This window comes from Hyphobacterium vulgare (assembly GCF_042643335.1).
Lineage (GTDB): Bacteria > Pseudomonadota > Alphaproteobacteria > Caulobacterales > Maricaulaceae > Hyphobacterium > Hyphobacterium vulgare.
Window position 1 is genome coordinate 392,039 of record NZ_JBHRSV010000028.1, and the last position, 25,978, is coordinate 418,016.

27 protein-coding genes are annotated in these 25,978 nt (G+C 66.1%); 22 read left to right on the forward strand and 5 right to left on the reverse strand.

Annotated features, from left to right (window positions below):
- Positions 1-44 precede the first annotated feature (44 nt).
- Positions 45-1,487 (forward strand): MBOAT family O-acyltransferase, encoded by a 1,443-nt coding sequence (locus tag ACFOOR_RS14270; RefSeq protein ID WP_343163256.1) that lies wholly within the window; start codon positions 45-47, stop codon positions 1,485-1,487.
- A 25-nt stretch (positions 1,488-1,512) separates the two neighbouring features.
- A complete protein-coding gene (locus ACFOOR_RS14275) occupies positions 1,513-2,769 on the forward strand; it encodes a hypothetical protein (RefSeq protein ID WP_343163257.1) in 1,257 nt (418 codons plus the stop codon).
- 2 nt (positions 2,770-2,771) lie between these two features.
- Here the strand turns inward: ACFOOR_RS14275 and ACFOOR_RS14280 are convergent, their stop codons facing one another.
- Positions 2,772-3,722: a LysR family transcriptional regulator gene (locus ACFOOR_RS14280; RefSeq protein WP_343163258.1), complete on the reverse strand. Its 951-nt coding sequence runs from the start codon at positions 3,720-3,722 to the stop codon at positions 2,772-2,774.
- A gap of 96 nt (positions 3,723-3,818) precedes the next feature.
- Between ACFOOR_RS14280 and ACFOOR_RS14285 the strand changes: the two genes are divergently transcribed.
- Entirely contained in the window at positions 3,819-4,268 is a 450-nt protein-coding gene (locus tag ACFOOR_RS14285; RefSeq protein WP_343163259.1) for a hypothetical protein, read from the forward strand.
- Between the two features lie 147 nt (positions 4,269-4,415).
- On the forward strand, positions 4,416-5,393 hold the full coding sequence (locus ACFOOR_RS14290) for an NADPH:quinone oxidoreductase family protein (RefSeq protein ID WP_343163260.1): 978 nt from the start codon (positions 4,416-4,418) through the stop codon (positions 5,391-5,393).
- Between the two features lie 179 nt (positions 5,394-5,572).
- On the opposite strand, the gene ACFOOR_RS14295 is transcribed toward ACFOOR_RS14290, so the two are convergent.
- On the reverse strand, positions 5,573-6,904 hold the full coding sequence (locus ACFOOR_RS14295) for a hypothetical protein (RefSeq protein WP_343163261.1): 1,332 nt from the start codon (positions 6,902-6,904) through the stop codon (positions 5,573-5,575).
- 187 nt (positions 6,905-7,091) lie between these two features.
- Here ACFOOR_RS14295 and ACFOOR_RS14300 point away from each other — a divergent pair, with 187 nt between their 5' ends.
- From ACFOOR_RS14300 to ACFOOR_RS14335, 8 genes are all read left to right on the forward strand, one after another.
- Entirely contained in the window at positions 7,092-8,171 is a 1,080-nt protein-coding gene (locus ACFOOR_RS14300) for an isoaspartyl peptidase/L-asparaginase family protein (protein ID WP_343163262.1), read from the forward strand.
- On the forward strand, positions 8,161-8,574 hold the full coding sequence (locus tag ACFOOR_RS14305) for a hypothetical protein (protein ID WP_343163263.1): 414 nt from the start codon (positions 8,161-8,163) through the stop codon (positions 8,572-8,574). The genes ACFOOR_RS14300 and ACFOOR_RS14305 overlap by 11 nt, the downstream gene beginning before the upstream one ends.
- 48 nt (positions 8,575-8,622) lie before the next feature.
- On the forward strand, positions 8,623-9,771 hold the full coding sequence (locus ACFOOR_RS14310; protein WP_343163264.1) for a homogentisate 1,2-dioxygenase: 1,149 nt from the start codon (positions 8,623-8,625) through the stop codon (positions 9,769-9,771).
- Positions 9,772-9,872: 101 nt separating this feature from the next.
- The gene (locus tag ACFOOR_RS14315; protein ID WP_343163265.1) at positions 9,873-10,505 is read left to right on the forward strand and encodes a carbonic anhydrase; all 633 of its coding nucleotides are present in this window, start codon (positions 9,873-9,875) and stop codon (positions 10,503-10,505) included.
- Between the two features lie 15 nt (positions 10,506-10,520).
- Positions 10,521-11,483, forward strand: coding sequence for a sodium-dependent bicarbonate transport family permease (locus tag ACFOOR_RS14320; RefSeq protein WP_343163266.1), 963 nt, complete (start codon positions 10,521-10,523; stop codon positions 11,481-11,483).
- 9 nt (positions 11,484-11,492) lie between these two features.
- Positions 11,493-11,825, forward strand: a complete 333-nt coding sequence (locus ACFOOR_RS14325; RefSeq protein ID WP_343163267.1) for a P-II family nitrogen regulator — start codon at positions 11,493-11,495, stop codon at positions 11,823-11,825.
- 30 nt (positions 11,826-11,855) lie between these two features.
- Complete coding sequence (locus ACFOOR_RS14330; protein ID WP_343163268.1) at positions 11,856-12,869, forward strand: fumarylacetoacetate hydrolase family protein; 1,014 nt, start codon at positions 11,856-11,858, stop codon at positions 12,867-12,869.
- A 77-nt stretch (positions 12,870-12,946) separates the two neighbouring features.
- Positions 12,947-13,537 (forward strand): hypothetical protein, encoded by a 591-nt coding sequence (locus ACFOOR_RS14335; RefSeq protein WP_343163269.1) that lies wholly within the window; start codon positions 12,947-12,949, stop codon positions 13,535-13,537.
- A gap of 12 nt (positions 13,538-13,549) precedes the next feature.
- On the opposite strand, the gene hspQ is transcribed toward ACFOOR_RS14335, so the two are convergent.
- The gene (gene hspQ / locus ACFOOR_RS14340) at positions 13,550-13,882 is read right to left on the reverse strand and encodes a heat shock protein HspQ (RefSeq protein WP_343163270.1); all 333 of its coding nucleotides are present in this window, start codon (positions 13,880-13,882) and stop codon (positions 13,550-13,552) included.
- Positions 13,883-14,043: 161 nt separating this feature from the next.
- On the opposite strand from hspQ, the gene ACFOOR_RS14345 reads away from it, so the two are divergent.
- The 10 genes from ACFOOR_RS14345 to ACFOOR_RS14390 all read left to right on the forward strand — a co-directional run bounded on the left by ACFOOR_RS14345 (position 14,044) and on the right by ACFOOR_RS14390 (position 23,807).
- Complete coding sequence (locus tag ACFOOR_RS14345; RefSeq protein ID WP_343163271.1) at positions 14,044-15,174, forward strand: Ppx/GppA phosphatase family protein; 1,131 nt, start codon at positions 14,044-14,046, stop codon at positions 15,172-15,174.
- Entirely contained in the window at positions 15,171-15,938 is a 768-nt protein-coding gene (locus ACFOOR_RS14350; RefSeq protein ID WP_343163272.1) for an RlmE family RNA methyltransferase, read from the forward strand. Before ACFOOR_RS14345 ends, ACFOOR_RS14350 begins: the two co-directional genes overlap by 4 nt.
- Positions 15,939-16,998: 1,060 nt before the next feature.
- Positions 16,999-18,471 (forward strand): IMP dehydrogenase, encoded by a 1,473-nt coding sequence (gene guaB / locus ACFOOR_RS14355; protein WP_343163273.1) that lies wholly within the window; start codon positions 16,999-17,001, stop codon positions 18,469-18,471.
- Complete coding sequence (locus ACFOOR_RS14360) at positions 18,471-18,905, forward strand: MAPEG family protein (RefSeq protein WP_343163274.1); 435 nt, start codon at positions 18,471-18,473, stop codon at positions 18,903-18,905. The genes guaB and ACFOOR_RS14360 overlap by 1 nt, the downstream gene beginning before the upstream one ends.
- The gene (locus ACFOOR_RS14365; RefSeq protein ID WP_343163275.1) at positions 18,905-20,215 is read left to right on the forward strand and encodes an RsmB/NOP family class I SAM-dependent RNA methyltransferase; all 1,311 of its coding nucleotides are present in this window, start codon (positions 18,905-18,907) and stop codon (positions 20,213-20,215) included. The genes ACFOOR_RS14360 and ACFOOR_RS14365 overlap by 1 nt, the downstream gene beginning before the upstream one ends.
- A 426-nt stretch (positions 20,216-20,641) precedes the next feature.
- Positions 20,642-22,216, forward strand: coding sequence for a glutamine-hydrolyzing GMP synthase (gene guaA, locus ACFOOR_RS14370; RefSeq protein WP_343163276.1), 1,575 nt, complete (start codon positions 20,642-20,644; stop codon positions 22,214-22,216).
- A 200-nt stretch (positions 22,217-22,416) separates the two neighbouring features.
- Positions 22,417-22,626, forward strand: a complete 210-nt coding sequence (locus ACFOOR_RS14375; RefSeq protein WP_343163277.1) for a cold-shock protein — start codon at positions 22,417-22,419, stop codon at positions 22,624-22,626.
- A 106-nt stretch (positions 22,627-22,732) separates the two neighbouring features.
- Positions 22,733-22,978 carry a hypothetical protein gene (locus ACFOOR_RS14380; protein WP_343163278.1) on the forward strand — a complete coding sequence of 82 codons (246 nt, stop codon included), beginning with the start codon at positions 22,733-22,735 and terminating at the stop codon, positions 22,976-22,978.
- 64 nt (positions 22,979-23,042) lie between these two features.
- Positions 23,043-23,252 carry a SlyX family protein gene (locus ACFOOR_RS14385; RefSeq protein WP_343163279.1) on the forward strand — a complete coding sequence of 70 codons (210 nt, stop codon included), beginning with the start codon at positions 23,043-23,045 and terminating at the stop codon, positions 23,250-23,252.
- Between the two features lie 147 nt (positions 23,253-23,399).
- On the forward strand, positions 23,400-23,807 hold the full coding sequence (locus ACFOOR_RS14390) for a hypothetical protein (RefSeq protein WP_343163280.1): 408 nt from the start codon (positions 23,400-23,402) through the stop codon (positions 23,805-23,807).
- On the opposite strand, the gene ACFOOR_RS14395 is transcribed toward ACFOOR_RS14390, so the two are convergent.
- The gene (locus ACFOOR_RS14395) at positions 23,785-24,306 is read right to left on the reverse strand and encodes a TetR/AcrR family transcriptional regulator (RefSeq protein ID WP_343163281.1); all 522 of its coding nucleotides are present in this window, start codon (positions 24,304-24,306) and stop codon (positions 23,785-23,787) included. The two genes, ACFOOR_RS14390 and ACFOOR_RS14395, sit on opposite strands and share 23 nt — an antisense overlap.
- 73 nt (positions 24,307-24,379) lie before the next feature.
- Entirely contained in the window at positions 24,380-25,894 is a 1,515-nt protein-coding gene (locus ACFOOR_RS14400; protein ID WP_343163282.1) for a LytTR family DNA-binding domain-containing protein, read from the reverse strand.
- Positions 25,895-25,978 lie beyond the last annotated feature (84 nt).

Here is a 25,978-nt window from a genome sequence, read left to right on the forward strand (position 1 = left end):
GGGGACGGACATGGCGAAGGGGCCATGCCGGGCGAGGGGCAGGCATGCTATTCAACTCCTTCGAGTTTCTGTTTCTCTTCCTGCCCGCGACGCTGATCGCCTATTACCTGCTGCGCCGCTGGGTGGCGCACCATGCGGCGCTGGTCGCGCTGACGCTTGCCTCGCTGATCTTCTATTCTTGGTGGGATATCCGCTATCTGCCGCTGCTGCTCGGCTCGGTGGTCATCAACCACTTTCTGGGTCTGGCGATCGGGCGGAAGGCGCAGCCCTGGCTGGGGATCGGCATCATCCTCAATCTCGGTGCGCTCGGCCTGTTCAAATATGCCGACTTCTTCGTCGGCAATGTGAACGCCGTGGCCGGCACCGACATTCCGTTGCCAGGCTTCCCGCTGCCGTTGGCGATTTCCTTCTTCACCTTCCAGCAGATCAGCTTCCTGGTCGACGTCGCGCGCAAGCACACGCGGCCCGGCCCCTTCCTCGACCACACGCTGTTCGTCTCCTTCTTCCCGCAACTGATCGCCGGACCGATCGTCCGCCACGACCAGATCGCCGACCAGTATGCCGACAAGGACCGCAAGGATGATCTCGCCGAGAATATCGGCGTTGGCCTGTCCATCTTCGCCATGGGTCTCGCGAAGAAGGTCCTGATCGCCGACAATATCGAGCCCTTTGCCGCCTCCGCCTTCGGCGCGGCGGCGCGCGGCGACGAGCTCGGCATGCTCGAGGCGTGGAGCGGCGCGCTCGCCTACTCGCTGCAGATCTTCTTCGATTTCTCCGGCTATTCCGACATGGCGATCGGGCTGGCACGGATGTTCGGCTATCGCCTGCCGGCCAACTTCAACGCCCCCTACAGGGCGACCTCGGTCGTCGATTTCTGGCGCCGCTGGCACATCACGCTGTCGCGCTTCCTGCGCGACTATCTCTACATCCCGCTGGGCGGGAACCGGAAAGGCCCGCAGCGCCGCGCCATCAATCTGATGCTGGTCATGCTGCTCGGCGGCCTCTGGCATGGCGCGGCCTGGACCTTCGTGGTCTGGGGCGGCCTGCACGGTCTCGGCCTGGCCTGGTGCCACATGATCAACCGAATCCGGCCCCAGGGCCTGTTCCCGAAGGCGAAATGGCTCGCCATCCTGTTCACCTTCCTGTTCGTCACCGTGGCCTGGGTCTTCTTCCGCGCGACCAGCTTCGACGCGGCGTGGGAAATCCTGTCCGGCATGGCAGGCATGAACGGGGTCGGCACCGGCGTCGGCGACGAGCCGTGGATCGCCATCGTTATCGGTCTCGGCATCGTCTGGCTGATGCCGGACACGATGTCCTACTTCTCCAACTATCTCGACGAGCGCACGCTCGACGGGTCGGAAGGCAGTCTGCAGAAGGGCTGGCGCTGGAAGCCGGGCGTGTGGACCGCCGTGCTGATCGCCTCGATCCTCTTCCTCGCCATCGTCAATTCATGGACCGCCGCGGAGTTCATCTATTACAACTTCTGACCGCTCCACGCCTTCGGGAAACCGGATGGCGCGCTATGCGCGCGCATTGCTGATCGCGTTCGCGGTCTGGCTCGTGGGCTTTGGCGGCTTCACCTTCCTCGTCGACCCCTATGGCCTGATGCCGGGCGTCCAGATTCCCGGCGTCAACGAACGCCGCACCCGCGCCCATGAGGACGGTTACCGGGTCCGCACCGGTCATCGCCTGCTCGATACCAGGGCCGGCACCATCATCATGGGCTCGTCGCGCGTCGCCGACGGCTATCCGCGCGACATCCCGGACTGGGAGGGCGGGTTCGAGAATCTCGGCATGGCCGGCACGACGGCGTTCGAACTGGCGCGGGCCTCGACACTGGCGGCCGGCAACCCGGACATTCGCTGCGTCATCATCGGCATGGATCTGCGCGAGTTTGGCACCGAGCCGAACGCCCACGCGACCTACTGGCTGACGCCGCTGGCCGGCGGGCCGCGCCTGTTTGCCGATCTCCGCATGCTGCTCTCACCGAGCGCCTTCGCCCGCGCCATGCAGACGCTGATCGACAACATCACCGGCGGGTCCGACACGCGCTGGGAACACGCCTATGACGAGGACATCCTGCGCGAACGGTTCGAGGAGGAAATCTCCAAGCGCTACCGGGGTTATTCGACCTATGAATACGATCCGGAACGCATGCGCTTCCTGTTCCGCGGCGTTGATGCGCTGCTGGCCGAGGGCAAGCAGGTCGTCTTCGTGATCCACCCCGTCCATGTCTGGCAGGAAGAGGCCGGCTATCGCGCCGGTGTGAACGACGAGGAATATGCGCTGCGCCGCGATGCCGCCGCCCACCTCGCGGCCCGGCCGCAGATCGAGGCCGACCGGCCCTGTTTCGATGGCCCGGCGCTTCAGGTTTGGGACTTTGGCGGCTATCAGCCGGTCTCGCTGACCGCGCCGCCCGATTGGGACGGGCAGGGGCCGAACCCCTGGTATTACGTACCCGCGCACTACCGCCCGGCGCTGGGTCAGGCCGTGCTCGACCGGCTGCGCGGCCGCGAACGGGAAGCCCCCGTCAGCGCCGACCTGTTCGGCTACCGGCTGACGCCGGACACGCTGGATGACCTGTTGGCCGCCCGGGAAGCCCGCCGCGAGGCCTGGCTCGCTTCCGGCGATGAGTGGATGGACTATGTTTCAGGCGAGTTCGACGCGCTCGACGCCAACCCGCCACCGCCGGAACGCGATGCGCGCCACTATCTCAACCGCGACAACTGGAGCCAGCTGGAACGCGATGTTCGCCGTCACGGCGGCTAGGATCAGGCAATGACCGTTTCGCGCGGCAGCATCGGCAGGCCTTCCAGCACGGCGCTGGCTCCGCCATATTCGAAATAGCCGCGGTCCATCTCCACCATCGCGACGAGATGGTCGAAGGCCGCGCGGATCCGTGCGCTGCGCCGCACATCCTCATGCACGACGAGCCACAGGTCGAGTTCGGTTTCCCATTCCGGCAGGACTCGCTCGATCCCGGCACGGGAGCGGGCCATGCGATGGGTCGCGACACCGATGCCATAGCCGGCCGCGATGCCGGCGATGACGGCGTTCGGACTGTTGGCTTCCAGCGCCACGCGGTCCGGTACGACCGGCAGATCGCCGATCGCCTCGGGCCAGGCGAAGGGGGCGGTAATGTTCCACATGACGGCGGCATGCCCGGCCAGGTCTTCGGGGCGTTTGGGACGGCCATGGATGTCGAGATATTTCCGCTCGGCATAGAAGCCGGCTTTCACCGTTGCCACGCGGCGCCCGATCAGACTCTGCTGATTGCCCGGCCCGCCCCAGCGAAGCGCGATATCGGCCTGCCGCTGCGCCAGATTGGCCGAGACATTGTCGATATTGATCACGACCTGGATGTTGGGATGATCGTCTGAAAAGGACTTCAGCGCCTTCGGCAGCCAGTCGGCCCCGGCTCCTTCTGACGCGGTGACCACGACCGGGCCGGACAGGGAATTGTCCTGGCTGATCGCGGCGCGCGCGATAGCCGCGGCCTCGTCCTGCATGCGGCGGGCGTGTTCAAGGACGACAAGCCCGAAGGCCGTGGGGCGAAGATTGCCGTCTTCGCGCTCGAAGATCGCCGCGCCGAGCCGCGCCTCAAGCGCCTGGATGCGGCGTCCGACCGTGGGTTGGCTGATGCCGAGCGATCGCGCGGCCTGCGTGTAACTGCCGGCCTCGGCAATGCCGATCACGACAGGAAGGTCTGACCATTCAATCATGCATTTTTGTATGAATATGGTGCGGAACTGTCAATTCCATTCAACGATGAACCACCCAAGATGTGAGGCTCGGTTGGAACCAATGGAGGACCTCCCATGTCCCGCATCTTCTCGATTTCCGCTCTTGCCGCGCTCGCTTTGGCCGGTACCGCATCGGCTCAGGACGCCGCACCGCAATTCGCGCTTCAGACCACGACCGATGGCGTGATCGCTCTGTCGGCCCGCGCCTTCTCCGAAGGCGACTATGCCCGCGCCGCCGAACTGGCGAACCAGATGGCGTCGCGCCCGATCTCGCCCTCGCGCCGCTCGGCCGCCTATTCCAATCTGTGCGCCGCGCAGTCCATGCTCGGCAATCACGACGCCGCCATCGCGGCCTGCGAAGCCGCCAATGGCTACCGCGTCAGCTGGGAAGCCCAGACCAATTACGGTGCCGCGCTCTACAATGCCGGCCGTCCGGCGGATGCCGCCGCGGCTTTCGCCTATGCCGGCCAGATCGCGCCGAACGAGGATGTCGTTCAGGCCAATCTCGCGCTGACCGCGCAATAAGCTCCCGGTCCCGGCGGGCCGTTCATGACGGTTTCGCGATGGGACTATACCTGAAGGGCCGGAGCGGTAGCCCTCCGGCCCTTTTCTTTTGCCTGCCCGCCCCGCTATCGTCATACCCGACATTCGAAGCACTCAAGGGATTCACCGATGAAAGCCGTCCTCTGCCGCGACTTCGCGCCTTACTCCGGTCTTCAGGTCGAGGAGGTCGATGATCCGGTCGCCGGCGAGGGCATGGTCATCATCGACGTCAAGGCGGCCGGCGTGAACTTCCCGGACATCCTGCTCGTCGAGGGCAAATACCAGATGAAACCGCCGCTGCCCTTCATTCCGGGCGGGGAATGTGCGGGTGTGATCTCAGACGTCGGTCCGGGCGTCAAAGGCTTCAAGCCGGGTGACCGGGTGATCGCTGCGACCATGCTGAATGCCTTCGCCGAAAAGACGGCGGCGCATGTCTCCGCGATCGCGCCCATGCCCGCCTCCATGCCGTTCGAGGAAGGCGCGGCGCTGATCACCACCTATGCGACGACCATCCACGCGCTGAAGCAGCGCGGCGAGCTGAAAGCCGGGGAAACCCTGCTCGTGCTCGGCGCCGGAGGCGGTGTCGGCACGGCGGCCGTCCAGCTGGGCAAGGCGATGGGCGCGACCGTGATCGCGGCGGCGCGCGGCGCGGAGAAGTTGGCCGCGGCGAGAGAAGCCGGCGCGGACATGACGATCGACTATGACGCCGAAGACCTGAAGGCGCGCTGCAAGGACCTGACCGGCGGCAAGGGCATCGACGTCGTCTATGACGCGGTCGGCGGACCCTATTCCGAACCGGCGATGCGGGCGATGGGCTGGGGCGGGCGCTTCCTGGTGATCGGCTTTGCCGCGGGCGACATCCCGAAAATGCCGCTCAATCTCGCGCTTCTGAACAGCCGCGATATTCGCGGCGTATTCTGGGGCGCCTGGGCGGCGCGCGACCCCAAGGGCAATGGCGCCAACATGGCCGAGCTCTTCGCGCTCTACGAACAGGGCAAGATCAAACCGATGGTCTCGCACACATTCGCGCTGGAAGACGTCACCAAAGCGTTCGACGCGCTGATGAACCGCGAAGTGCGCGGCAAGGCCGTTCTGGTGACGGGGTAGCTTCGGCTGCCGCGCCGATCTGCCGGCATTCCTTCCCCTCGCCCCCCTTTAGGGGGAGAGGGGAGTTTCATGGGGATTGACTGTAAGCATGGGGTTCCCGCGAAAGCGGGAATCCGAAACCGGGTGCTTGCTTCAGGTCCCCGTTTTCACGGGGACCCCATCCATTTTCAGTCGGGCAATCAAAGCGAATTCTCGTTCTTGAACCGGTTGCGGTAGAGCAGGATTTCGCGCTTGTCGCGGCGGATCTGGTCTTCCAGCCCCTTGTCGATCCCGGAGGTGTGGAAGCGCGCCCATTCGCCCGAATACATGCGGCCCTCGACGAGGCCCGCCGGGTCGGCGAAAACGTGGAACAGCAGCACCCAGGCCACCAGCACGAACCAGATCGCGACCCCAGCGGCGAGGAAGCCGAGATCGGTCGGTGACAGGCCCGCAAACACCCAGGACAGGCCGAGAATGACCGCACCGGCGAGCAGCATCAGGCCGAAACCGCCCCATTTGTAGAGATCGCTGTTGCGCCGGATCTGGAACAGGATGTTGCGGATGCCGTGTTCGTTCAGGAACATGCGCCAGATCATCCAGTGATAGCACAGCGTCCAGTTGACCGCCGCGGCGATCGCCTCGGTCTCGTTGACCTTGTCCTTCTCGGCATTCGCCGCCTCCTTCAGCGCCTCGGTCCTGATCGTGTTGATCCGGTTCAGGCGCGTCTCGACATAGCCGTTGAAATTCAGCGTGTTGCGGATCTGCTGGTTCTTGTAGCTGACGAAGTAGGAAAACACCGCTGCCGCCAGTCCTGCGAGCAGGACAGCCGATGACGCCAGGATCAGCGGGTCGGACGCAAGGCTCGACAGCGCGATCCCGCTGGCGCCCGAAGCCTCCACCGCGTTCGCGGTACGCAGATAAACGAACAGCAGCGGCAGGAAGCTGAGCGTCAGGAAGATCGGCGCGACGCGCAGGAACAGGATCGCCGTATTCTGGTTCGTGATGCGCCGCATGCGCGTCAGCGTACCGACATAGTAGCGGTCTTCCGCCGCGATCAGCCTTTCCTTCGGCGTTTGCGGATCGCGGTCGGCGGCGACGCCGGGCTTCTGCTCGTTATTGCCGTAGATGCCTTCGATATAATCGCCCTCACTCTCTTCGTAGAACACCGAATTCTGGCCCGAGAGATTGATCGGAAAGGCGAAGAAGCGCCGTGCCTTGTCGGCATAGAGTTTCGCCACCTCGAGATCGACCTCGGTATGGCGCAGCGACAGGATTCGCGGGCGCGGAAACAGCTTGAAGAAGATGGTCCGTTCATCGTCGGAATGTTCGCCCGCCGCGATCTCCGCAAACGCCCCGGTTTCGCGGTTCAGCGCTTCGGCGGCCTCGGCGTCGTCCTCCGGCACGCTGGCGGGGTCGACCACCGGGGCCGTTCCGCCTGCGGCGCGTGTGGCCGCCGCGCCAGTGACGCGTTTGCCTCCCATCGCGGCACTGCGGCCGCCCCGTCCCAGCATGCGCAATAACGCTTTGAACACCCGTATCTCCTCCCGTTTGCAGAAGGTTAACACGCGAACATGTCAGGACACAGGCGGAACCCGCACCGGGCGAATTCCTTGTCGCTGTGTTTTTCCCTCCCCTTGAAGGGGAGGGCGAAAGCATTTCCCCCGCTTGCCTCCGCTCCGCCGCCCCCGCAGGATGCCGCGCGACAAAGGGAGATGTCTCATGCGGATATTCGCACTCGCGCTCGCACTCGGACTGTCGGCTCCGGCGGTGGCTCAGGCCCAGAATGACGACCGCCCGGACTGGGCCATCGTCATCCATGGCGGCGCCGGGGTGATCGAACGCGAGTCGATGACGCCCGAGACCGAGGCCGCCTATCGCGCCGCGATGGAGGCCGCCGTGGCGCGCGGACGCGACGTTCTGGAAGCGGGCGGGTCTTCGCTCGATGCCGTCGAGGCGGTGATCCGGGGCCTGGAAGACGATGCCATGTTCAATTCCGGACGCGGCGCTGTCTTCACCGCTGCCGGGCGCAACGAGCTCGATGCCTCGATCATGGACGGCGAAACGATGAATGCCGGCGCGGTCGCCGGCGTCACCAATGTCCGCCACCCGATCACGCTCGCCCGCGCGGTGATGGAGAATTCCCGTCACGTCATGCTGCAGGGGGCAGGGGCGGAAACCTTCGCCGAGGAACAGGGGCTGGAACTCGTCGAGCCGGCGTATTTCTTCACCGAGCGCCGCTGGCAGGCGTTGGAGCGCGCGCTCGAAGGCCTCGGCCTGCCGATCCCGGATCGTCCCGACGGCGCGCCGGAACCTGAAGAGGTCGACCACACAATGCTGGAACGCGACGCGCTGGAGCACCGCTTCGGCACGGTCGGCGTGGTGGCGATGGACGTGAACGGCCATATCGCGGCGGGCACGTCGACCGGCGGTACGACCGCCAAGCGCTGGGGCCGGGTCGGCGATTCCCCGGTGATCGGCGCGGGCACCTATGCCGATGCGCGCTGCGGCGTCTCCGCAACGGGCACGGGCGAATACTTCATCCGCCTGTCGGTCGCGGCCCGCATCTGCATGGAAGTGGAGATGGGCGATCGCGGCGCGGAAGAGATCGACAATGCCGGACAGGCCGCTGCCGACCTCGTCATCCAGGGCGCGCTGACCGACATGGGCGGCGATGGCGGTGTGATCGTGCTGACCAGCGATGGCCGGCCGGGCTGGAGCTTCAACACGGCGGGCATGTACCGCGCCAGCCAGGTGGCGGGCGAGGACCCGGTCATCGCGATCTATGGGGATGAGGGCTGATCCGCTCGTTCCGGTAAGGGCGGGCGCGCTCTATTTCGCGCTCGTCTTCGCGGCGGGATTCGTCCTGGGTGCGTTCCGGACGCTCTGGCTCGCGCCGCGCGTGGGCGATTTCGCGGCGGTCGCGGTCGAACTGCCGGTCATGCTCGCCGTCGCGTGGCTCGCCTGTGGTGCGGTGCTGCGCTGGGTGAATCCGGGTCAGGGGATCGAAGCGCGCGCCATCATGGGCCTTTTCGCCTTTGCGTTATTGATGATCGCCGAACTGGCCCTGGCCCTGACATTCGGCGTGCCGTCGGTGGCCGCCTGGCTCGCGGATCTTGTCACCGCGCCCGGGCTTCTCGGTCTCGCCGGCCAGATCGCGTTCGCGAATTTTCCGCTCGTCCGGCAGCGCCCCGCTTCCATTTAGTTACAAATGTAACTAGATTGACCCCGAGCCATTCAATGGAGTCGCGTCATGGGCAATCGCAAGTGGATTTCCGCCTCCCGCGTCGAGGGCAATGCCTCGCGTCAGGCACATGCCGACCTGCCCGAAGGCACCTATGAGCGCGAAATGTCGAAGGAAGGCTTTTTCGGCCCCGCCGCCTTCCTGCACCACACCAACCCGCCGACCGGCTGGGTGAAATTCGAAGGTCCGCTGCAGCCGCGCGCCTTCGACCTGACGAAGCTCAACGCCGCCGAGACCAGCCCGTGGGCTTCGCACCCGGTGCTCTACAACAAGGCGACGGATATCCGCTTCTGGAAACTGGCCGAGCCGATGACGGCCCTGGCGCGCAATGGCGATGGCGACCAGCTTCTCTTCATCCATGCCGGCCGGGCGGACCTGTTCTGCGATTTCGGCCATCTCGCCGTCGAGCCGGGCGACTATGTCTACCTGCCGCGCGGCACGATGTGGCGCTTCGTGCCGTCAGAGCCGCTGGCCGTCCTGATGATCGAGGCGACCAACACCCACTACACCTTGCCGGACCGGGGCCTGGTCGGGCCGCACGCCATCTTCGACCCGGCCATGCTCGACGCGCCGGAAATGGACGACGCCTTCAGGGCGCAGCAGTCAGACGAGAACCACGAATGGACGGTCGAGGTGAAGAAGCGCGGCCAGGTCAGCCGCATCACCTATCCCTTCAATCCGCTCGACGCGGTGGGCTGGCATGGCGAGCTGTCGCCGGTGCGCCTCAACGTGCGCCATATCCGGCCGCTGATGAGCCACCGCTATCACCTGCCGCCGAGTGCACACACGACCTTCCTGTCGGACCGCTTCGTCGTCTGCACCTTCGCGCCGCGCCCGTTCGAAACCGATCCCGGCGCGCTGAAAGTGCCATTCTTCCACAACAATGACGATTATGACGAAGTGCTGTTCTACCACGCCGGCGACTTCTTCAGCCGCGACAATATCGATGCGGGCATGATGACCTTCCACCCGGCCGGCTTCACCCACGGGCCGCACCCCAAGGCGCTGAAGAACATGCTGAAACAGTCGAAGCCGGCGACCGACGAATACGCCGTGATGATCGACACTCGCGACCCGCTCGACGTGGGCGAGGGCGCCGCGGCGGTCGAGAACCACGACTACGTCAATTCCTGGAAGCCGAAGGCCGCGGCGGAGTAGGCGGCCGAGTCAGACTTGCGGCTCAAGGACGCGCGGATTGAAACCCGCGCTGTCCGGTCGTATTCCGCTGGGTCCAGGCAGACAGACGAGGTCCCCCGCCCGTGATTCCCGAGAAGCTTGAATCCGGTTTCCGCCGCTTCCGCGAGGAACTCTATCCGCGTCACCGCCGCACTTTCGAACAGCTGGCCGACAAGGGACAGAGCCCGCACACCCTGGTCATCGGGTGCAGCGACAGCCGGGTCGATCCCGCGGCGATCTTCGATGCCGGTCCGGGCGAGCTTTTCGTGGTGCGCAACGTCGCCAACCTCGTCCCGCCCTTCGAGACCGATGGCGGCTTCCACGGCGTGTCGGCGGCGGTCGAATTCGCCGTCACGACGCTGAAGGTCGCCAACATCCTGGTCATGGGACACCGCCAGTGCGGCGGCGTCCACGCCTGCGCCAGCGGCCATTCACCCTCTGACAGCATCTTCGTCGGCCACTGGATCAGCGCCCTGCATCCCGCGCTCGCAGAGAGCCGCGCCGAGCTTGGCACGCACGCCCCGACCGACGCGGTCGCCGACGATCTGGAACTGCGCGCCATCCGCCATTCCATCGAGCGGCTGAAGTCCTATCCCTTCGTCGAGACGGCGGTTGCCGACGGCCGGCTGAACCTTCACGGTGCGCGCTTCGGCGTCGCGGACGGCCGGCTCGAATGGATGGAGGAGGACGGGTCCTTCTCCGATTTCGAGCACTAGGAAAGGGTCAGCGACGTGGACTTGTTCGACCTCGCAGCGGCCAATCTCGTCTCGCCGCCCATCCTGTTCTTCCTGCTCGGCCTCATTGCGGCGCTCGTGCGCTCCGACCTCGCCATTCCCGAAGCCGTGGCGAAGGCCATTTCGATCTATCTGGTCATGGCGATCGGCTTCAAGGGCGGGGTCGAGATGGCGGCCAGTCCGCTCGTCGCGGCGGCGCTGGCGATTGCCGCAGGCATTCTCCTGTCGGCCGCGATGCCCTTCATCAGCTTCGGCGCGCTTCGCGCCACCAGCCGCCTGCCGCGGGTCGATGCCGCGTCGATTGCCGCCCACTACGGATCGATCTCCATCGTCACCTTCATCGCCGCGTCCGATGCCGGCGCCGCGATGGGGCTGGCCGCGGCCGGCTTCATGGTCGCGGTCGCCGCCGCCATGGAAGCTCCGGCGATCTTCTCCGGTCTCGCGCTCGCCGGCCGGCGCGAAGGCGAGGGCGGCGGCACGATGATCCGCGAGATCGCCTTCAATGGCTCCATCGTTCTGCTGGTGGGAGCATTCGCGATCGGCTGGGCGACCGGCGAGCGCGGCATGGCGATGGTTGAGCCGTTTTTTGGCGACATCTTCCGCGGCGTGCTTTGCCTTTTCCTGCTCGACATGGGGCTGGTCGCCGGCCGCGGCCTCCGTCGCAGCGCCGGCAAGCTCGACTGGCGCGTCCTCGTCCACGGCCTCCACATGCCGCTGATCGGGGCGGCGCTGGGGCTTGGTCTGGCGATACCGATCGGGCTCGATCCGGGCAGCGCCGCGCTGCTGATGACGCTGGCCGCCAGCGCCTCCTACATCGCCGTGCCGGCCGCCATGCGCCTCGCCCTGCCGGAGGCCGATCCGTCAGTCTCGCTGACCCTGTCGCTGGGGATCACCTTCCCGTTCAATCTCGTTCTCGGCATCCCGCTCTACTTCGCCGCCGCGCAATGGGCGCTCGGTTAGGAGGCCGCCATGCAGACCACGCTCAAGAAACGCCTCGAAATCGTGATCGAGGCCCCGGTCATCGACCGGCTCCGCCGTGTGCTCGATGACAAGGGGGTCAGCGGCTACACCATCATCCCCGCCGTCGCCGGCCGCGGCCGCCATGGCCGCTGGAATCGCGAGGGCGAGATCAGCGATACCAGCCGCATGCTGGTCCTGTTTGCCATCATTGACCCGTCCGAACTCGACGACATGCTTGCCGCCGTCTATGCCGTCCTCTCGCGCCAGATCGGCATTGTGTCGGTCAGCGACGTGCAGGTCGTGCGAGACGAACATTTCCGCCGCACCGGCAAACCCGCCTGATCCCGAAAGCAGTCCCAACAGGAAACGCCCATGAAACTCGCCACGCTGAAGAATGGCACCCGCGACGGCCGCCTCGTCGTCGTCTCGAAGGATCTCGCGACCTGTGTCGATGCCTCGACCGTCGCCCCGACGCTGCAGGCCGCGCTCGATGACTGGAACAATTGCGAGGGCGCGCTGCGCGATCTCTCCTGGCAGCTCACCGAGGGCAATGTGCCAATCGAGCGCTTCCACGAACGCGAGGCGATGTCGCCGCTGCCGCGCGCCTACCAGTGGGCGGACGGCTCGGCCTACGTCAATCACGTGGAGCTGGTGCGCAAGGCCCGCGGCGCGGAAATGCCCGACAGCTTCTGGACCGATCCGCTGATCTATCAGGGCGGGTCCGACGCCTTCCTGAATCCGCGTGACCCGATCCCGCTCGGCGACGAGGCCTGGGGCTGCGATTTCGAGGGCGAGGTCGCGGTCATCACCGGCGATGCGCCGATGGGCGTGAAGGCGGACCAGGCGAAGGATGCGATCCGCCTGATCATGATCGTCAACGATGTCTCCCTGCGCGGCCTGATACCGGCGGAACTGGGCAAGGGTTTCGGCTTCTTCCAGTCGAAGCCGCCGAGCGCCTTCTCGCCGGTCGCCGTGACGCCGGACGAGCTGGGCGAGGCCTGGGATGGCGGCAAGGTGCATTTGCCGCTGCACTCCTGGCTCAATGGCGAGAAATTTGGCGAGCCGCGCTGCGAGATCGACATGACGTTCGACTTCCCGCGCCTGATCGAGCATGTCGCCAAGACGCGGCCGATCACCGCCGGCTCGATCATCGGTTCGGGCACCGTCTCCAACAAGATGGACGGCGGTCCCGGCAAGCCGGTCGCCGAGGGCGGTGTCGGCTATTCCTGCATCGCGGAAATCCGCATGATCGAGACGATCGAGAACGGCCAGCCGAAGACGAATTTCATGCGCTTTGGCGACACCATCCGCATCGAGATGCTGGACGGCACCGGCCATTCCGTCTTCGGCGCGATCGAGCAGACGGTGGTGAAATACGAGGGCTAGCGCCGGATCGCGCTCGCCACGTATCGAACTGACACAATTGCACAATACTGTCGTGATCAGGCAATGGGAGCGGCAGGATGGCAGGTGTAAGAGCGGTGATGGTGGCACTGGTTTCAGCGCTGCTCGTCGGATGCCACTACTGGTCTTCAGCCAGGCTCGACCTGGGTCCCGCCATGTCGCAGGCCCAGATGCAGAATCTCGGCGGGCGTTCCTTCCACCGGTTCAGCCTCGGCGATGCGCCGTATCACGCCATAACGACACAGATGGTCGGTTCACGGCTGAGAGTGCGAAGTGAAATCGTGATCTGCGGGGAATCCGGCTGCGACGTGCAAACGGACGACTATTTCTTCGACAATGTCTTTGTGCCGGGCGACCGGTCCTTCGGGGGGCTTCGCTTTCCGCAGCGCTGGATGGTGGGCGAGTCCATTCAATCGAATTACCGCTATTTCGTCTTCCGGATTGACGACGCGCAATTGCGCTACCTCTACGTCAGCCGGGGACCGGACGGTCAGTTCAATGGCAGCGGTTCAAGTGTAAGTTCTCCGGTGGAAATCATCCGCGATCTCAACGATCAACTGGCCGGGATCGACCCTCAGGACCGCCTCGAACTCTGGACGTTCAACGCCACGAACTCGAGCGAAGTCAGACGCAATCTCAGCCGGTACTAGCGGTTCGAGACTTCAATGCCCCTTCGGGCCGGCCTTGGGCAGATATCGCTCGCCGTCGAACCGGTCGAACAGCGCCTTGGCATCGGGATGCCCGACAGGTCCGTGCTCGGCGTCGGGCAGCAGATTCTGCTCCGACACATAGGCCGTGTAGTAGCTGTCCTCGTTCTCGGCATAGACGTGATAGAAGGGCTGGTCCTTTCTGGGACGGATTTCCTCAGGAATCGCCAGCCACCATTCCTCGCTGTTCGCGAACACCGGATCGACGTCGAAAATGACGCCGCGGAAGGGGAAGAGCCGGTGCCGGACCACCGCGCCAATAGCGAACTTTGCTTCTTTCTCGGTCATCTTGCCCACCGTTATGCTGGGAGCGTGTCCCTCGCTCACGCATACGCAGCTTGATGATCGCTGGATGCGCACTATCCTGACACTCAAGGCAAAGTTCGGGCCGGATTGCGCACGGCGCGCCACATTCGTGGCGCCGCCGCGCTCCGGCGGAAGGGTAAACCATGGCGCAGGAGCCACTCCGCGCCGAAAGGCCGCGCCGTCCGCACAAGGATGATGGCGGGCCGGACGGGCAGAACAAGACGACCGGACGGGGCCGCGGCCCCGGTCCGGCCTATGCGGCGATCGATCTCGGCACCAATAACTGCCGCATGCTGATCGCGCGCAAGACGCCGGGCGGTTTCCGCATCATCGATGCCTTTTCCCGCATCGTCCGGCTGGGCGAGGGCCTCAACGCGTCGGGCGCGCTGTCCGACGCCGCCAGCGAGCGCGTCATGGAAGCGCTCAAGGTCTGCGCCGAGAAGATGGAACGCCGCGAAGTGGTCAAGGCGCGCTGCATCGCCACCCAGGCCTGCCGCACCGCCACCAACGGCCCGCAGCTGATGGCCCGCATCCGCGACGAGCTGAAGCTGGATTTCGACATCATCACCCCCGAGGAGGAGGCGCGCCTGGCCGTGCTCGGCTGCCTCGACCTGATGGACGACCGCTTCGACGCCGCACTGGTCGTCGATATTGGCGGCGGCTCGACCGAGCTGTGCTGGGTCGATCTCGCCGAATGGCGCGCCCGCGGCGGCTATGCCAGCGGCGGCCGCCCGCCGGTAAGGACCTGGTCGTCGGCCCCGGTCGGCGTCGTCACCCTGTCGGAACGCTTCCCCGAACCCGGCGAGAACCGCGCCGAATGGTATGAGGGCATGAAGGCCTACGCCGCGGACCTGCTGAAAGTGCCCAAGGGCGCCAAACGCCTGCGCCCCCTGTTCGAGGAGGGCCGGGCGCATCTCGTCGGCACCTCGGGCACGATCACCTCGGTCGCCAGCGTGCACCTGCGCCTGCCGCGCTATGAACGCGCCCGGGTCGACGGTCTGTGGATGAGCTCGGCGGAGACCCGCGCCGCCTGTGACCGCCTGTCGGGCATGGATCTGGGCGGCCGCGCGGGCGAACCCTCGATCGGGCGGGAACGCGCCGAACTGGTGCTCGCCGGTTGCGCCATCCTCGAAGCCGTGATGGATGCCTGGCCGGCGGACCGTCTGCGGGTCGGGGACCGGGGCTTGCGCGAAGGCCTCCTGCTTAACCTCATGCGCAAGCCGCGCCGCCGCCGGCGCAAGCCGCGCAAGGCGAACAGGGAGGCTGCCGAATGAGTGACGAAACCGATAATCCCGAAGGCGGGCCCGAAGGCGGTGACGGCAGCGATGATCCGGTCAACCAGCCCAAGCGCCGCTGGAAGAAGGGCACCACCAAGGGCGGCGACCCGCGCGCCAGCAAGCAGTTCCACACAAGGGTGAAGACCGCCCGCAAGCGCTCGAACTCGTCCACGCTCTGGCTCCAGCGCCAGCTCAACGACCCCTATGTGACCAAGGCGAAACAGGAAGGTTACCGCTCGCGCGCGGCCTATAAGCTGTCCGAGCTCGACGACCGCTTCCACCTCATCCCGAAGGGCGGAAGGATCGTCGATCTCGGGGCCGCGCCCGGCGGCTGGGTCCAGGTCGCGCTCAATCGCGGCGCGGAGCATGTCATCGGCATCGACCTGCTCGAGATGGAGCAGATCCCCGGCGCCGATCTCTTCGTGCTCGACTTCACCGAGCCCGGCGCCCCGGACATCGTCAAGCAGCGCCTCGGCGGCCCGGCCGACGCGGTCTTCTCCGACCTCGCGCCGTGGACGACCGGCCACCGCTCGACCGACCACCTGCGCATCGTCGCCCTGGTCGAGCTTGCCGCGCAATTCGCGCTGGAAACCCTGAAACCCGGCGGGCATTTCGTCGCCAAGGTCTTCCAGGGCGGGACGGAGGACAGCCTCCTCGCCCAGCTCAAGCCGCGCTTCGAAAAGGTCCGCCACGCCAAACCGCCGTCCAGCCGCTCCGACAGCGCCGAGACCTTCCTGCTGGCGATGGGGTTCAAGGGGTAATTCTGAAACCGGGATCCCCGTGAAAACGGGGACCCGAATTTGGCACCCGGTTTCGGATTCCCGCTTTCGCGGGAACCCCGGGATAGCGTCGAACGCCCCGGTAGGGGCCGGGCCAGGGTGGGGCTAGGCACGACCACTTTCCTCCCCCGTTCACGGGGGAGGGGGACCACGAAGTGGTGGAGGGGGCTTCACGACGATTCCCGGTTTCGGGGTCCCCGCATTCGCGGGGAAGACGAAGACCGAGGTCTGCCCGTCATCCCGATGAAAATCGGGATCCAGATCAAGCGTTGCTCTGGATTCCGGCGTTCGCCGGAATGACGAAGGTGTATGTCGATCAAAACCTTACATCCATTCCCGGACTCAAGACCTGACTCACCTGAATCAGTGTCTGAACCGGCCGGCCCGAACCAACCCACCCGAACTTGAATCAAACTCTGAACTCGCCGCGCGACTTGAATCAGCGTCTCAACCGCCGCGAATTCGAATCGCGGATCAGGGGTTTGCACATTTTCCCTCCTCTTGAAGGAGCGGGGTGGGGTGAGCGTGAAGTGAATTTCACCGGGGTTCCCGCGAAAGCGGGAACCCGAAACCGGGTACATGCTTCAGGTCCCCATTTTCATGGGGACCCCATGAAACACCCCCCACCCCGGCCGGCTGGCTGGCGCACAGCCTCCCGGCCCTCCCCGCAAGGGGGAGAGCGAAGCGGTCGTCATTCCCGTCTTCGCCGGGGTGACGCCCTCCAAAACCACCGAAACGCTCCCGAAGATCACGAAGACCTTTTCCAGGACGACGAAAATGCCGGAATTCGCCCCGATCATCGTCGATCATGCGGGGCGTGTCCCCGCCGCTATCCCCGCCCCGAAAGGGCGATTCCGGACCGTTCTGGCGGACGCCGCGAAAATCATCGTCATCTTCAAAACCATCTTCCGCGATCATCACATCTTCACTTGTCCCCGCCCGCCGCCGCAGACCCGCCCTGCGCCGCCAGCCGTCCCGCCCCCTTGCCCTCATTCGCAATCCCCTCTAAAGCGCGCCCGCAAGCAGCAGTGGAGGATCTCTGATGGAGATTCGCGAAGGGCTGACCTTCGATGACGTGCTCTTGCAGCCCGGACAATCGAGCGTCCTGCCGGCCGATGCCGATGTGCGCACGCGCATCGCCGGCGAAATCGAGCTCAACATCCCGATCCTGTCGGCGGCGATGGACACCGTCACCGAAGCGCCCCTGGCCATCGCCATGGCGCAGGCGGGCGGGATCGGCGTCATCCACCGCAATCTGACCGTCGAGCAGCAGGCCGAGGAAGTGCGCCGCGTGAAGCGCTTCGAGAGCGGCATGGTGGTCAATCCCGTGACCATCAATCCCGGCGCGACCCTGGCCGAGCTGAAGGATCTGATGGCGCACCACAAGGTGTCCGGCATTCCCGTCGTGGAAGGCGGGGGCGGCGGCGCGCCCGGCAAGCTGGTCGGCATCATCACCAACCGCGATGTGCGCTTTGCCGACGACCCCAACGAGAAGGTCGCGAACCTGATGACGCGCGACGTCGTCACGGTACGCGAGGGCGAGGGCGAGGACGCCGCCCGCCGCCTGCTGCACAAGCACCGCATCGAGCGCCTTCTGGTCGTCGACGCCGAGAATCGCTGCCTCGGCCTCATTACCGTGAAGGACATGGAGAAGGCCCAGTCGCACCCGATGGCGGCCAAGGACGGGCAGGGGCGTTTGCGCGTCGCCGCCGCCACCACGGTGGGCGATTCTGGCTTTGAACGCGCCGAGGCGCTGATCGAGGCGGGCTGCGACGTCATCGTGATCGATACCGCGCACGGCCATTCGGTTTCGGTGCCGCAGCAGGTCGAGCGCATCAAGCGCCTGTCGAACACGGCCCGCATCGTCGCCGGCAATGTCGCGACCTATGACGCGACGCGCTCGCTGATCGATGCCGGGGCGGATTGCGTGAAGGTCGGGATCGGGCCGGGCTCGATCTGCACCACGCGCATCGTCGCGGGCGTCGGCGTGCCCCAGCTGACCGCCATCATGGAGGCCCGCCGCGCCGCCGAGGGCAGTGGCGCCAGCATCATCGCCGATGGCGGCATCAAGTATTCCGGCGACATGGCCAAGGCGCTCGCCGCCGGGGCCGACGCCGTCATGCTGGGCTCGATCCTGGCCGGCACCGAGGAAAGCCCGGGCGAGGTCTTCCTCTTCCAGGGCCGTTCCTACAAGGCCTATCGCGGCATGGGCAGTGTCGGTGCCATGGCGCGCGGCAGTGCCGACCGCTATTTCCAGAAGGAAGTCACCGACCGCATGAAGCTGGTTCCCGAGGGCGTCGAGGGCCAGATCGCCTACAAGGGTCCGGCCGGGCCGATCCTGCACCAGATGGTCGGCGGGCTGCGCGCCGCCATGGGCTATACCGGCGCGGCGACCTTGCGCGATTTCCGCGAACGCGCGACTTTCGTGCGCATCACCAATGCGGGCCTCAGGGAAAGCCACGTCCATGACGTGACGATCACGCGTGAGGCCCCCAACTATCCGAGCGCCAGCTGATGGTCTTTCCCGCCGCGCATCTCAGCCTGTTCTACGCCATGATCGCGCAGGCCGTGGTCGTACTCATCCTGCTGTTTTCGCTGGGGGTCGGCCGCTATCTCGCCGCTTCCAAGGGGCGGGCGAAGCGCGGCCCGGACGGCAAGATCGTCTTCCCGGAAAAGCTGGTCCAGCTGTCGGACTGCGTGAACAACCAGTTCCAGGTGCCCTCGCTCTTCTTCGTGGCGGCGCTCGTGGCGCTGCACAGCGGGGCGGCCGGCCCGGTCTTCGCGATCCTCGCCTGGGTCTTCGTCGCGTTCCGCGTGATCCATGCCGTCATCTTCGTGACGACGAACACCATCCTGCACCGCTTCCTCGCCTTCGTGGTCGGCGCGCTGACCGTACTGGTCATGTGGGCGCTTATCCTCACCCATCTCCTCACCCTGCCGGCGGCCTGATGCGCGAAGCCGGACGCATCGCCGCCGCGATCGAGGTGCTGACCGCGATCGAGACGCACCACCGCCCGGCCAAGACGGCGGTCAAGGAATGGGGCGCGGCGCACCGCTTTGCCGGATCCGGCGACCGCGCCTGGATTGGCGGTCTGGTGCTCGACACGCTGCGCCGGCGCGCCTCGGTCGCGCACCTGATGCAGGACGACAGCCCGCGCGCGCTGGTTCTTGGGACGATGGTTCATGCCTGGGGGATGAGCGGCGCGGACATGACCGCCCTGTTTGGAGGCGACGAACACGCGCCTGACCTGCCTACAGAGGCCGAACTGGAGGGCTTCGCCCGCAGCCTGTCGGGCGCACCGGCGCACATCCAGGGCGACTACCCGGACTGGCTGGCCAAATCGCTGGAACGCGCCTTCGGGTCCGATGCCGCTGAGGAGGGCGCGGCGCTCGCTGCCCGCGCGCCGGTCGATCTGCGCGTCAACGCGCTGAAGGCCGAGCCTGACAAGGCGCTCGCTGCCGTGCAGTCGAAAATCCCCAGCGCCGAGCCGAGCGCGCTCGTCGCCCACGCCATCCGCATTCCGCAGACCGATCCGCGCGGCAAGAACGCGCCCGCCGAATCCATCCCGGCCTATGGCAAGGGCTGGGTCGAGGTACAGGACGCCGGCAGCCAGATCGCCGGCCTCGCCGCCGCGGTCGATCCCGGCGCGCAGGTGTTGGATTTCTGTGCTGGCGCAGGGGGCAAGACGCTCGAGCTTGCCGCGATGACCGGCAATACCGGCCAGGTCTATGCCTGGGACCATGACTGGCGCCGCCTGCGCGCCATCTGGCCGCGCCTGAAGCGGGCCGGCGCGCGCAATGTCCAGGTCAAGGACGGGCCGGAAGCCGAAGCCCTCGCCGATCTCGAGGGGAAGATGGACGTCGTCTTCATCGACGCGCCCTGCACCGGGGCGGGCACGTGGCGGCGGCGGCCGGACTCGAAATGGCGGCTGAAGCCCGAGGCGCTCGCCCGCCGCATCGAACAGCAGGACGAAGTGCTCGACCGCGCCAGCCGCTATGTGCGGCCCGGCGGGCGGCTCGTCTATGTCACCTGCTCCTTCCTGCCGGAGGAAAATTCCGACCGGGTCGAAGCCTTCCTGACGCGCGATGGCGGCTTCGAGCAGGGCTCGACCCTCGCCGCGCTGAAAGCCTCCGGCGGCCTCGCCCCGGGCGCGGAAGACGTGCTCGCCAGATGCGAGGACGATACCGGCGCCATCCTCCTCAGCCCGCGCCGCTCCGACACGGACGGTTTCTTCATCTCGGTGATGGAGCGGCGGTAAGTTCCGTCATTCCCGCGCATTCGGGAATCCAGAGCAGCCATGAGACTGGACTCCCGCCTTCGCGGGAGTGACGCCATGCATCAGGATAAATTCCGTCCCGGCATTGCCAGTCCCCGCGAAGGCGGAGATGCCGGGACCTACGTCAGAGACTCGTTCGCACCGAAGGCAGGCCCCGGAATAAATCCGGGGCAGAGGTGTTTTGATGGAAATTCGGGTTCCCTTCGCAGGCATAGGTCCAAAAAAACACCCAACCCTCACAGACCCCTCACCCTAGCCCTCTCCCTGAAGGGAGAGGGAATCAGGTTCGGCGTTTCTCTCCCTCTCCCTCTAGGGAGAGGGTGGTCCGCAGGACCGGGTGAGGGGAATGAAGCGGGACAATAAGCACCCCCGACTCGCCTTTCGCGCTGACTCGCGCTATCGGGCGGCATGACCGAGATCAACGCCTCCGAATCCCACGAAAAAGTCCTCGTTATCGACTTCGGCAGCCAGGTGACGCAGCTGATCGCGCGCCGCCTGCGCGAGAGCGGTGTGTATTGCGAAGTCCACCCCTTCAACCGCGCCAATGAAGCCTTCATCCGGGACTACAACCCCCAGGCCGTCATCCTGTCCGGCTCGCCTCACTCGACGCATTGGGAGAACTCCCCACGCGCCGACACCGTGGTGTTCGAGCTCGGCGTTCCCGTCCTCGGCATCTGTTATGGCGAGCAGACGATGTGCGCCCAGCTCGGCGGCAGGGTCGAGGCCAGCGACGAGCGCGAATTCGGCCGCGCCGACATCACCTTCGTGGCGGACAGCCCGCTGTTCGAGGGCCTCGGCACGATCGGTCACGAGGAACGCGTCTGGATGAGCCATGGCGACCGGGTCACGGCGCTGCCCGAGGGCTTCCACGTCATCGCGAAGACCAACAGCGCGCCCTTCGCCGCCATCGCGAACGAGGAGAAGCGCTTCTACGCCGTGCAATTCCACCCGGAAGTGACCAACACGCCGCGCGGGTCGGAAATCCTGAAGAACTTCACCCACCGCATTGCGGGCCTGAAGGGCGACTGGACGATGGCCGCCTTCAAGGACGAGGCGATTTCCAAGATCCGCGAGCAGGTCGGCAAGGGCAAGGTGATCTGCGGCCTGTCCGGCGGGGTGGATTCGGCCGTCGCTGCCGTCCTTATCCACGAGGCGATCGGCGACCAGCTGACCTGCGTCTTCGTCGACACCGGACTGATGCGCATGAACGAGGCGCATGAGGTTGTCACCCTATTCAGGGACAGCTTCAACATTCCGCTGGTACATGCTGACGAAGGTGAGCTTTTCATGGGCGCGCTCGACGGCATCGACGACCCGGAAACCAAGCGCAAGACGATTGGCAAGCTGTTCATCGACGTGTTCGAAAAACACGCGAAGGAGGCCGGCGGCGCCGATTTCCTGGCCCAGGGCACGCTCTATCCCGACGTGATCGAGAGCGTCAGCTTCGATGGCGGCCCCTCGGTGACGATCAAGAGCCACCACAATGTCGGCGGCCTGCCCGCGCGGATGAACATGAAGCTCGTCGAACCGCTGCGCGAACTCTTCAAGGACGAAGTGCGCGCGCTCGGGCGAGAACTCGGCCTGCCCGACGCCTTCGTCGGCCGCCACCCCTTCCCGGGGCCGGGCCTCGCCATCCGGATTCCGGGCGCCGTGTCGAAGGAAAAGGCCGATATCCTGCGGAAGGCCGACGCCATCTATATCGAGGAAATCCGCAAGGCCGGGCTCTACGACCAGATCTGGCAGGCCTTTGCCGTGCTGCTGCCGGTGCGCACCGTCGGCGTGATGGGCGATGAACGCACCTATGACGCCGTCCTCGGCCTCAGGGCTGTGACCTCGGTCGATGGCATGACGGCGGACTATTTCCCCTTCGACCATGACTTCCTGGGGCGCACCGCCACGCGCATCATCAACGAGGTTCGCGGCGTCAACCGCGTCGTCTATGACGTGACCTCGAAACCGCCCGGGACGATCGAGTGGGAGTAGGGCAGGCAGGCAAAGTATTTCCCCTTGTTTCTGACACAATCAGGGTGCATACACTGCCTCACGATCTTGTTTGCCGAATACACTCGGCGCGCGGTTACGCGCCCCTGACTGAATTCCTTCCAAAATCGTTTCTCCAGGACCCACCGGCGCACGGCCGGCCCGGGCCTGTAATTTCGTGATCGATTGAAAGGAAAATCGTCATGGCCAAAGGTACCGTTAAATTCTTCAATTCCACCAAGGGCTTCGGCTTCATCCAGCCGGAAGATGGCTCGACCGACGTTTTCGTGCATGCCACCGCGCTTGAGCGCGCCGGCATCCATTCCCTGACCGAAGGTGACAAGGTCAGCTTCGACGTCGTCGCCGACCGCAAGTCGGGCAAGAACGCCGCCGACAACCTGCAGAAGCTCTAGTCTTCCGCAATCTGGCGCGCGCGGATGTCCGCCGCGCCGGCCGAGACCAGGAAGGGCCGGACGCATGTCCGGCCCTTCTTGTTTCTGAACACAGGGAGATCGAGACATGACGAAACGCAGCACTGCCGGCCTGTTCAAGGCCCCGCGGCTCACCGCGCACTCACGCGCCCAGGCGACCGATATCGCGGTGAAGACCATCCTCGAGGAAGAATCCGCCAAGCGTCAGTCGTTGATGCGCCAGCAGCGCGAAGCACGGCTGGAGCGCGAGGCGCAGACGGTGCTCGTCACCGACGCGCCGAAGGCGAAGCGCAAGCGCGCGCCCGCCAAGAAGGCCGTGTCTTCGCGCGCTTGACCGTTACGCCCGCGCAGGGCATGGCGCGGGTCCTGTCCCTGCGATGACCGGTTCGGACCACACCATGTCGGATACCACGTCCCGCCTCGATGCGCTTGAAAGCCATGTCGCCGAACAGCAGCGCGCGATCGACGACCTCAGTGATGTGGTCGCGCGCCAGCAGCGCGAGATCGACCGCCTGACCCGAGCCCTGGAACAGTCCCACGCCCGGCTCGGCGCGCTCGAAGACAACATGCCGGCCCCGCCGGCGAGCGAGAAACCGCCGCACTGGTAGGAAACTCCCGTCATTCCGGCGTAAGCCGGAATCGAGAACGGCTTTCAATCTGGACCCCGGCTTCCGCCGGGGTGACGGATTGTGGCTTGTAGCATACGCTACAATTGACTAGCGTCGCCTGTAGCAACTGCTACAGGAGTCTGTCCCATGTCCACCGCCTTGCGCCGGGGTCCCGGCCTGTCCCTCGGCCAATACGTGATCGCCATCGCCATGGGCATTGCCCTGTGGTTCCTCGGCGCGCTGATCATCGGCTGGATCGCCCCGCTCGGGGCATTCGACGGCTGGGGGAGGGCGCTGACCTATGCGCTGCTGATCCCCGGCACCTTGCCCTTCGTCCTTCTGATCAAGCGGCTGGCCCGGCTCGGGGACGAACAGGTGTTCGCCGGCGCAACCGTGGCAACCGGCGCGGCGATCGCGCTCGACGGCCTGGCGATCCCCTATCTCCCGGGCGTCTATGGCGGCGCGCCGCTGGCCGATGCCGGGGCGGTGATCCTGTGGGGCGGAGCGGCGGCGATCGCGCTCGGCGCGATGCTCAACCGGCCGCGGTCCGGCTGACGTCCTCGAGACCCAGCGCCTTCAGCAACACCAGGCCTTCAAGCATCGCGAACAGGCGTGCTGCTTCGCGCTCGCGACGGTCGGTCGAGCTGTCGAGATGCGCCGCGCCCCAGGTGTGGAAGCCGCGCCCGATCGCTTCGCCGGCTGCGCGGCAGGCCTTGTCGCCGCTCGCCGACCGGCTCGCGATCTCGAGCCAGACCCGCATATAGGGCCAGCCCGCCTCGTCGAGCAGGACGGGCGCGAGATGTTTCAGCATCGCGTCGAAGGGCAGGGGCTGTGCCGGCGCAAAGGCGTCGAGCGCGCCGGAAAACCGCGCCGCGATCCGCTCCAGCGTCGCGGCGACCAATTCGTCCTTGTCGCGGAAATAGTAGAGCAGCATGCGATCGCTGGTCCCGGCCGCCTTGGCCAGCGCGCGCAGGCTCGACGCGCCGATCCCGAAGGCCAGCATGTGGTCGGCAAGGCGGTCGAGCAGGGCATCGCGGCGGTCTTCGGCAGTCATGTCCGATGGCGTGCCACGATTGGCGGCGCGGGGGAAGGCCGGGCGCGTGTGTTCAATGCGGGTCGCCCCGCACCTACGGCGCGCCTGCGACAACGCCGAGGGCCTGCCGCACGGCCGGCAGAATGCGGCGGCTGACCGGAATGACCGTGCCGGTCGACAGGGTCAGAAGACCGGTGCCGCTCGCTTCGCGTTCCAGTGCCGTCACGAACAGCGTGTTGACGATATGGCTGCGATGGACGCGCAGGAAGGTCGCGGGCAACGTCTCCTCAAGCGCGCTGAGGCTGCCGCCGTGCAGAAGCGTCCGGCCATCATCGGTGTGGATCTCGACATAATCCCCCGCCCCGGACAGATGGCTGATCCGTGCCGTGGAGACCTTTTCCATACGGCCCGGTGCGGCGATGGCGAGATCGCTGGGCCGGGCGCGCTCCCGTGCGAGGTCGAGCGCGGTTTCCAGCTTGCGCGCCCGCGCTTCTTCGGCGCGGCGCTGACGGCGTTCCCGGACCAGGCTGATCGCGTGCAGGAAGAACAGGGCGAGCAGGAGGCCGGCGACGACGAAGTAGAAGTGCCGATCGAGGAAGAGCCCGTCAGGCAGCAGGTAAGCGAAGACAAAGGTCGACAGCGCGGCGGCCCAGATCCACGCCGACCGTCGGCCGCTGAGCGCGTTCCACGCCGAGAGGGTGATTCCGGCAAAGGCGGGGATCACGAGCGCCAGCGCCGTCTTCGTATCGAAGGCACCGGCAAGGCCGACGGCCAGCAGAGTGACCACCAGTGTTCCGCCTGTGACGAGCGCGCGGCGGATCGGCGACATCCGCGTCGTGCGCAGGCTGACGAGCGCGATGAGCGCTCCGCCGAACACCACGGCAAATCCGGTGATCGCGATCAGGCGAAAATCCTGCACCGGATAGGGATAGCTCCAGAATCCGCGCAGGGTTTCGGCGACGAGTTGCCCCGCGGCGGCGAGCGGCAGCAGCGCCATCAGGGCCGAGCCTTCCCGGTCATCGCCGCGAATGGCCAGCACGCCGAACACCACGAAGCCCGCGCCGAAAAGGCCGAGCGTGACCAGGGCCGGCCAGTAGGCCGCGAGGATGAAACTCGTCGGGTCCTGGTAGGCGTAGACGCCGATATGCTGCAGCGGGTAATTCAGCCGCACCAAGCCGTGCTGGGCCGACAAGCTGAGGACGATCTCGTTCTCACCAGCGCTCAGCGTTCCGGGCGGGAGGAAGATCACGGCATCGATCCGGCCCGGCACTTCCGCCTCCGGCGTTGCGGCCGGAACACCGTTGGCGCCAATGCGCCGTCCGCCGATCCAGATCTCGGACGATGCCTTGCCTGAAATGAACAGGCCGAGCGGCCCGCCGGTCTCGATCAGTTCCGGAGCGACCGTGACGGAAAGCCGGACCCAAAGCGCGCGGCCCTGTGGATCGACAGCCTGAAGCGGCACCGAGCGGCACCCGGCCCGGCCGAAATCCGGCGGGACCGTATCACCGGCTTCGGCGGGACAGACCATGACCGGCTGGTCATGGTTGACGCCCTGCGCGTCCGCGTCCGCGGCAATCAACCAGAAAAGGACCAGGACCAGAAACCGCATGGCGGATTTGTAGCGCCGCCCGGCCGCTCTGTCCCGCCGTTCGCCGGTCGGATCGCGCCGTTCGCCGAATACCGGTCGAGGCCG

Bases quoted from the DNA above. Each gene is read 5' to 3' on its own strand.
- ACFOOR_RS14395 (WP_343163281.1), bottom strand. From the start codon at position 24,306: ATGACTGCCGAAGACCGCCGCGATGCCCTGCTCGACCGCCTTGCCGAC.
- ACFOOR_RS14345 (WP_343163271.1), top strand. From the start codon at position 14,044: ATGGCGCAGGAGCCACTCCGCGCCGAAAGGCCGCGCCGTCCGCACAAG.
- ACFOOR_RS14360 (WP_343163274.1), top strand. From the start codon at position 18,471: ATGGTCTTTCCCGCCGCGCATCTCAGCCTGTTCTACGCCATGATCGCG.
- ACFOOR_RS14275 (WP_343163257.1), top strand. From the start codon at position 1,513: ATGGCGCGCTATGCGCGCGCATTGCTGATCGCGTTCGCGGTCTGGCTC.
- ACFOOR_RS14365 (WP_343163275.1), top strand. From the start codon at position 18,905: ATGCGCGAAGCCGGACGCATCGCCGCCGCGATCGAGGTGCTGACCGCG.
- ACFOOR_RS14385 (WP_343163279.1), top strand. From the start codon at position 23,043: ATGTCGGATACCACGTCCCGCCTCGATGCGCTTGAAAGCCATGTCGCC.
- ACFOOR_RS14350 (WP_343163272.1), top strand. From the start codon at position 15,171: ATGAGTGACGAAACCGATAATCCCGAAGGCGGGCCCGAAGGCGGTGAC.
- ACFOOR_RS14300 (WP_343163262.1), top strand. From the start codon at position 7,092: ATGCGGATATTCGCACTCGCGCTCGCACTCGGACTGTCGGCTCCGGCG.
- ACFOOR_RS14285 (WP_343163259.1), top strand. From the start codon at position 3,819: ATGTCCCGCATCTTCTCGATTTCCGCTCTTGCCGCGCTCGCTTTGGCC.
- guaA (WP_343163276.1), top strand. From the start codon at position 20,642: ATGACCGAGATCAACGCCTCCGAATCCCACGAAAAAGTCCTCGTTATC.
- hspQ (WP_343163270.1), bottom strand. From the start codon at position 13,882: ATGACCGAGAAAGAAGCAAAGTTCGCTATTGGCGCGGTGGTCCGGCAC.
- ACFOOR_RS14290 (WP_343163260.1), top strand. From the start codon at position 4,416: ATGAAAGCCGTCCTCTGCCGCGACTTCGCGCCTTACTCCGGTCTTCAG.
- ACFOOR_RS14305 (WP_343163263.1), top strand. From the start codon at position 8,161: ATGAGGGCTGATCCGCTCGTTCCGGTAAGGGCGGGCGCGCTCTATTTC.
- ACFOOR_RS14335 (WP_343163269.1), top strand. From the start codon at position 12,947: ATGGCAGGTGTAAGAGCGGTGATGGTGGCACTGGTTTCAGCGCTGCTC.
- ACFOOR_RS14310 (WP_343163264.1), top strand. From the start codon at position 8,623: ATGGGCAATCGCAAGTGGATTTCCGCCTCCCGCGTCGAGGGCAATGCC.
- ACFOOR_RS14400 (WP_343163282.1), bottom strand. From the start codon at position 25,894: ATGCGGTTTCTGGTCCTGGTCCTTTTCTGGTTGATTGCCGCGGACGCG.
- ACFOOR_RS14330 (WP_343163268.1), top strand. From the start codon at position 11,856: ATGAAACTCGCCACGCTGAAGAATGGCACCCGCGACGGCCGCCTCGTC.
- ACFOOR_RS14375 (WP_343163277.1), top strand. From the start codon at position 22,417: ATGGCCAAAGGTACCGTTAAATTCTTCAATTCCACCAAGGGCTTCGGC.
- ACFOOR_RS14380 (WP_343163278.1), top strand. From the start codon at position 22,733: ATGACGAAACGCAGCACTGCCGGCCTGTTCAAGGCCCCGCGGCTCACC.
- guaB (WP_343163273.1), top strand. From the start codon at position 16,999: ATGGAGATTCGCGAAGGGCTGACCTTCGATGACGTGCTCTTGCAGCCC.
- ACFOOR_RS14325 (WP_343163267.1), top strand. From the start codon at position 11,493: ATGCAGACCACGCTCAAGAAACGCCTCGAAATCGTGATCGAGGCCCCG.
- ACFOOR_RS14390 (WP_343163280.1), top strand. From the start codon at position 23,400: ATGTCCACCGCCTTGCGCCGGGGTCCCGGCCTGTCCCTCGGCCAATAC.
- ACFOOR_RS14280 (WP_343163258.1), bottom strand. From the start codon at position 3,722: ATGATTGAATGGTCAGACCTTCCTGTCGTGATCGGCATTGCCGAGGCC.
- ACFOOR_RS14270 (WP_343163256.1), top strand. From the start codon at position 45: ATGCTATTCAACTCCTTCGAGTTTCTGTTTCTCTTCCTGCCCGCGACG.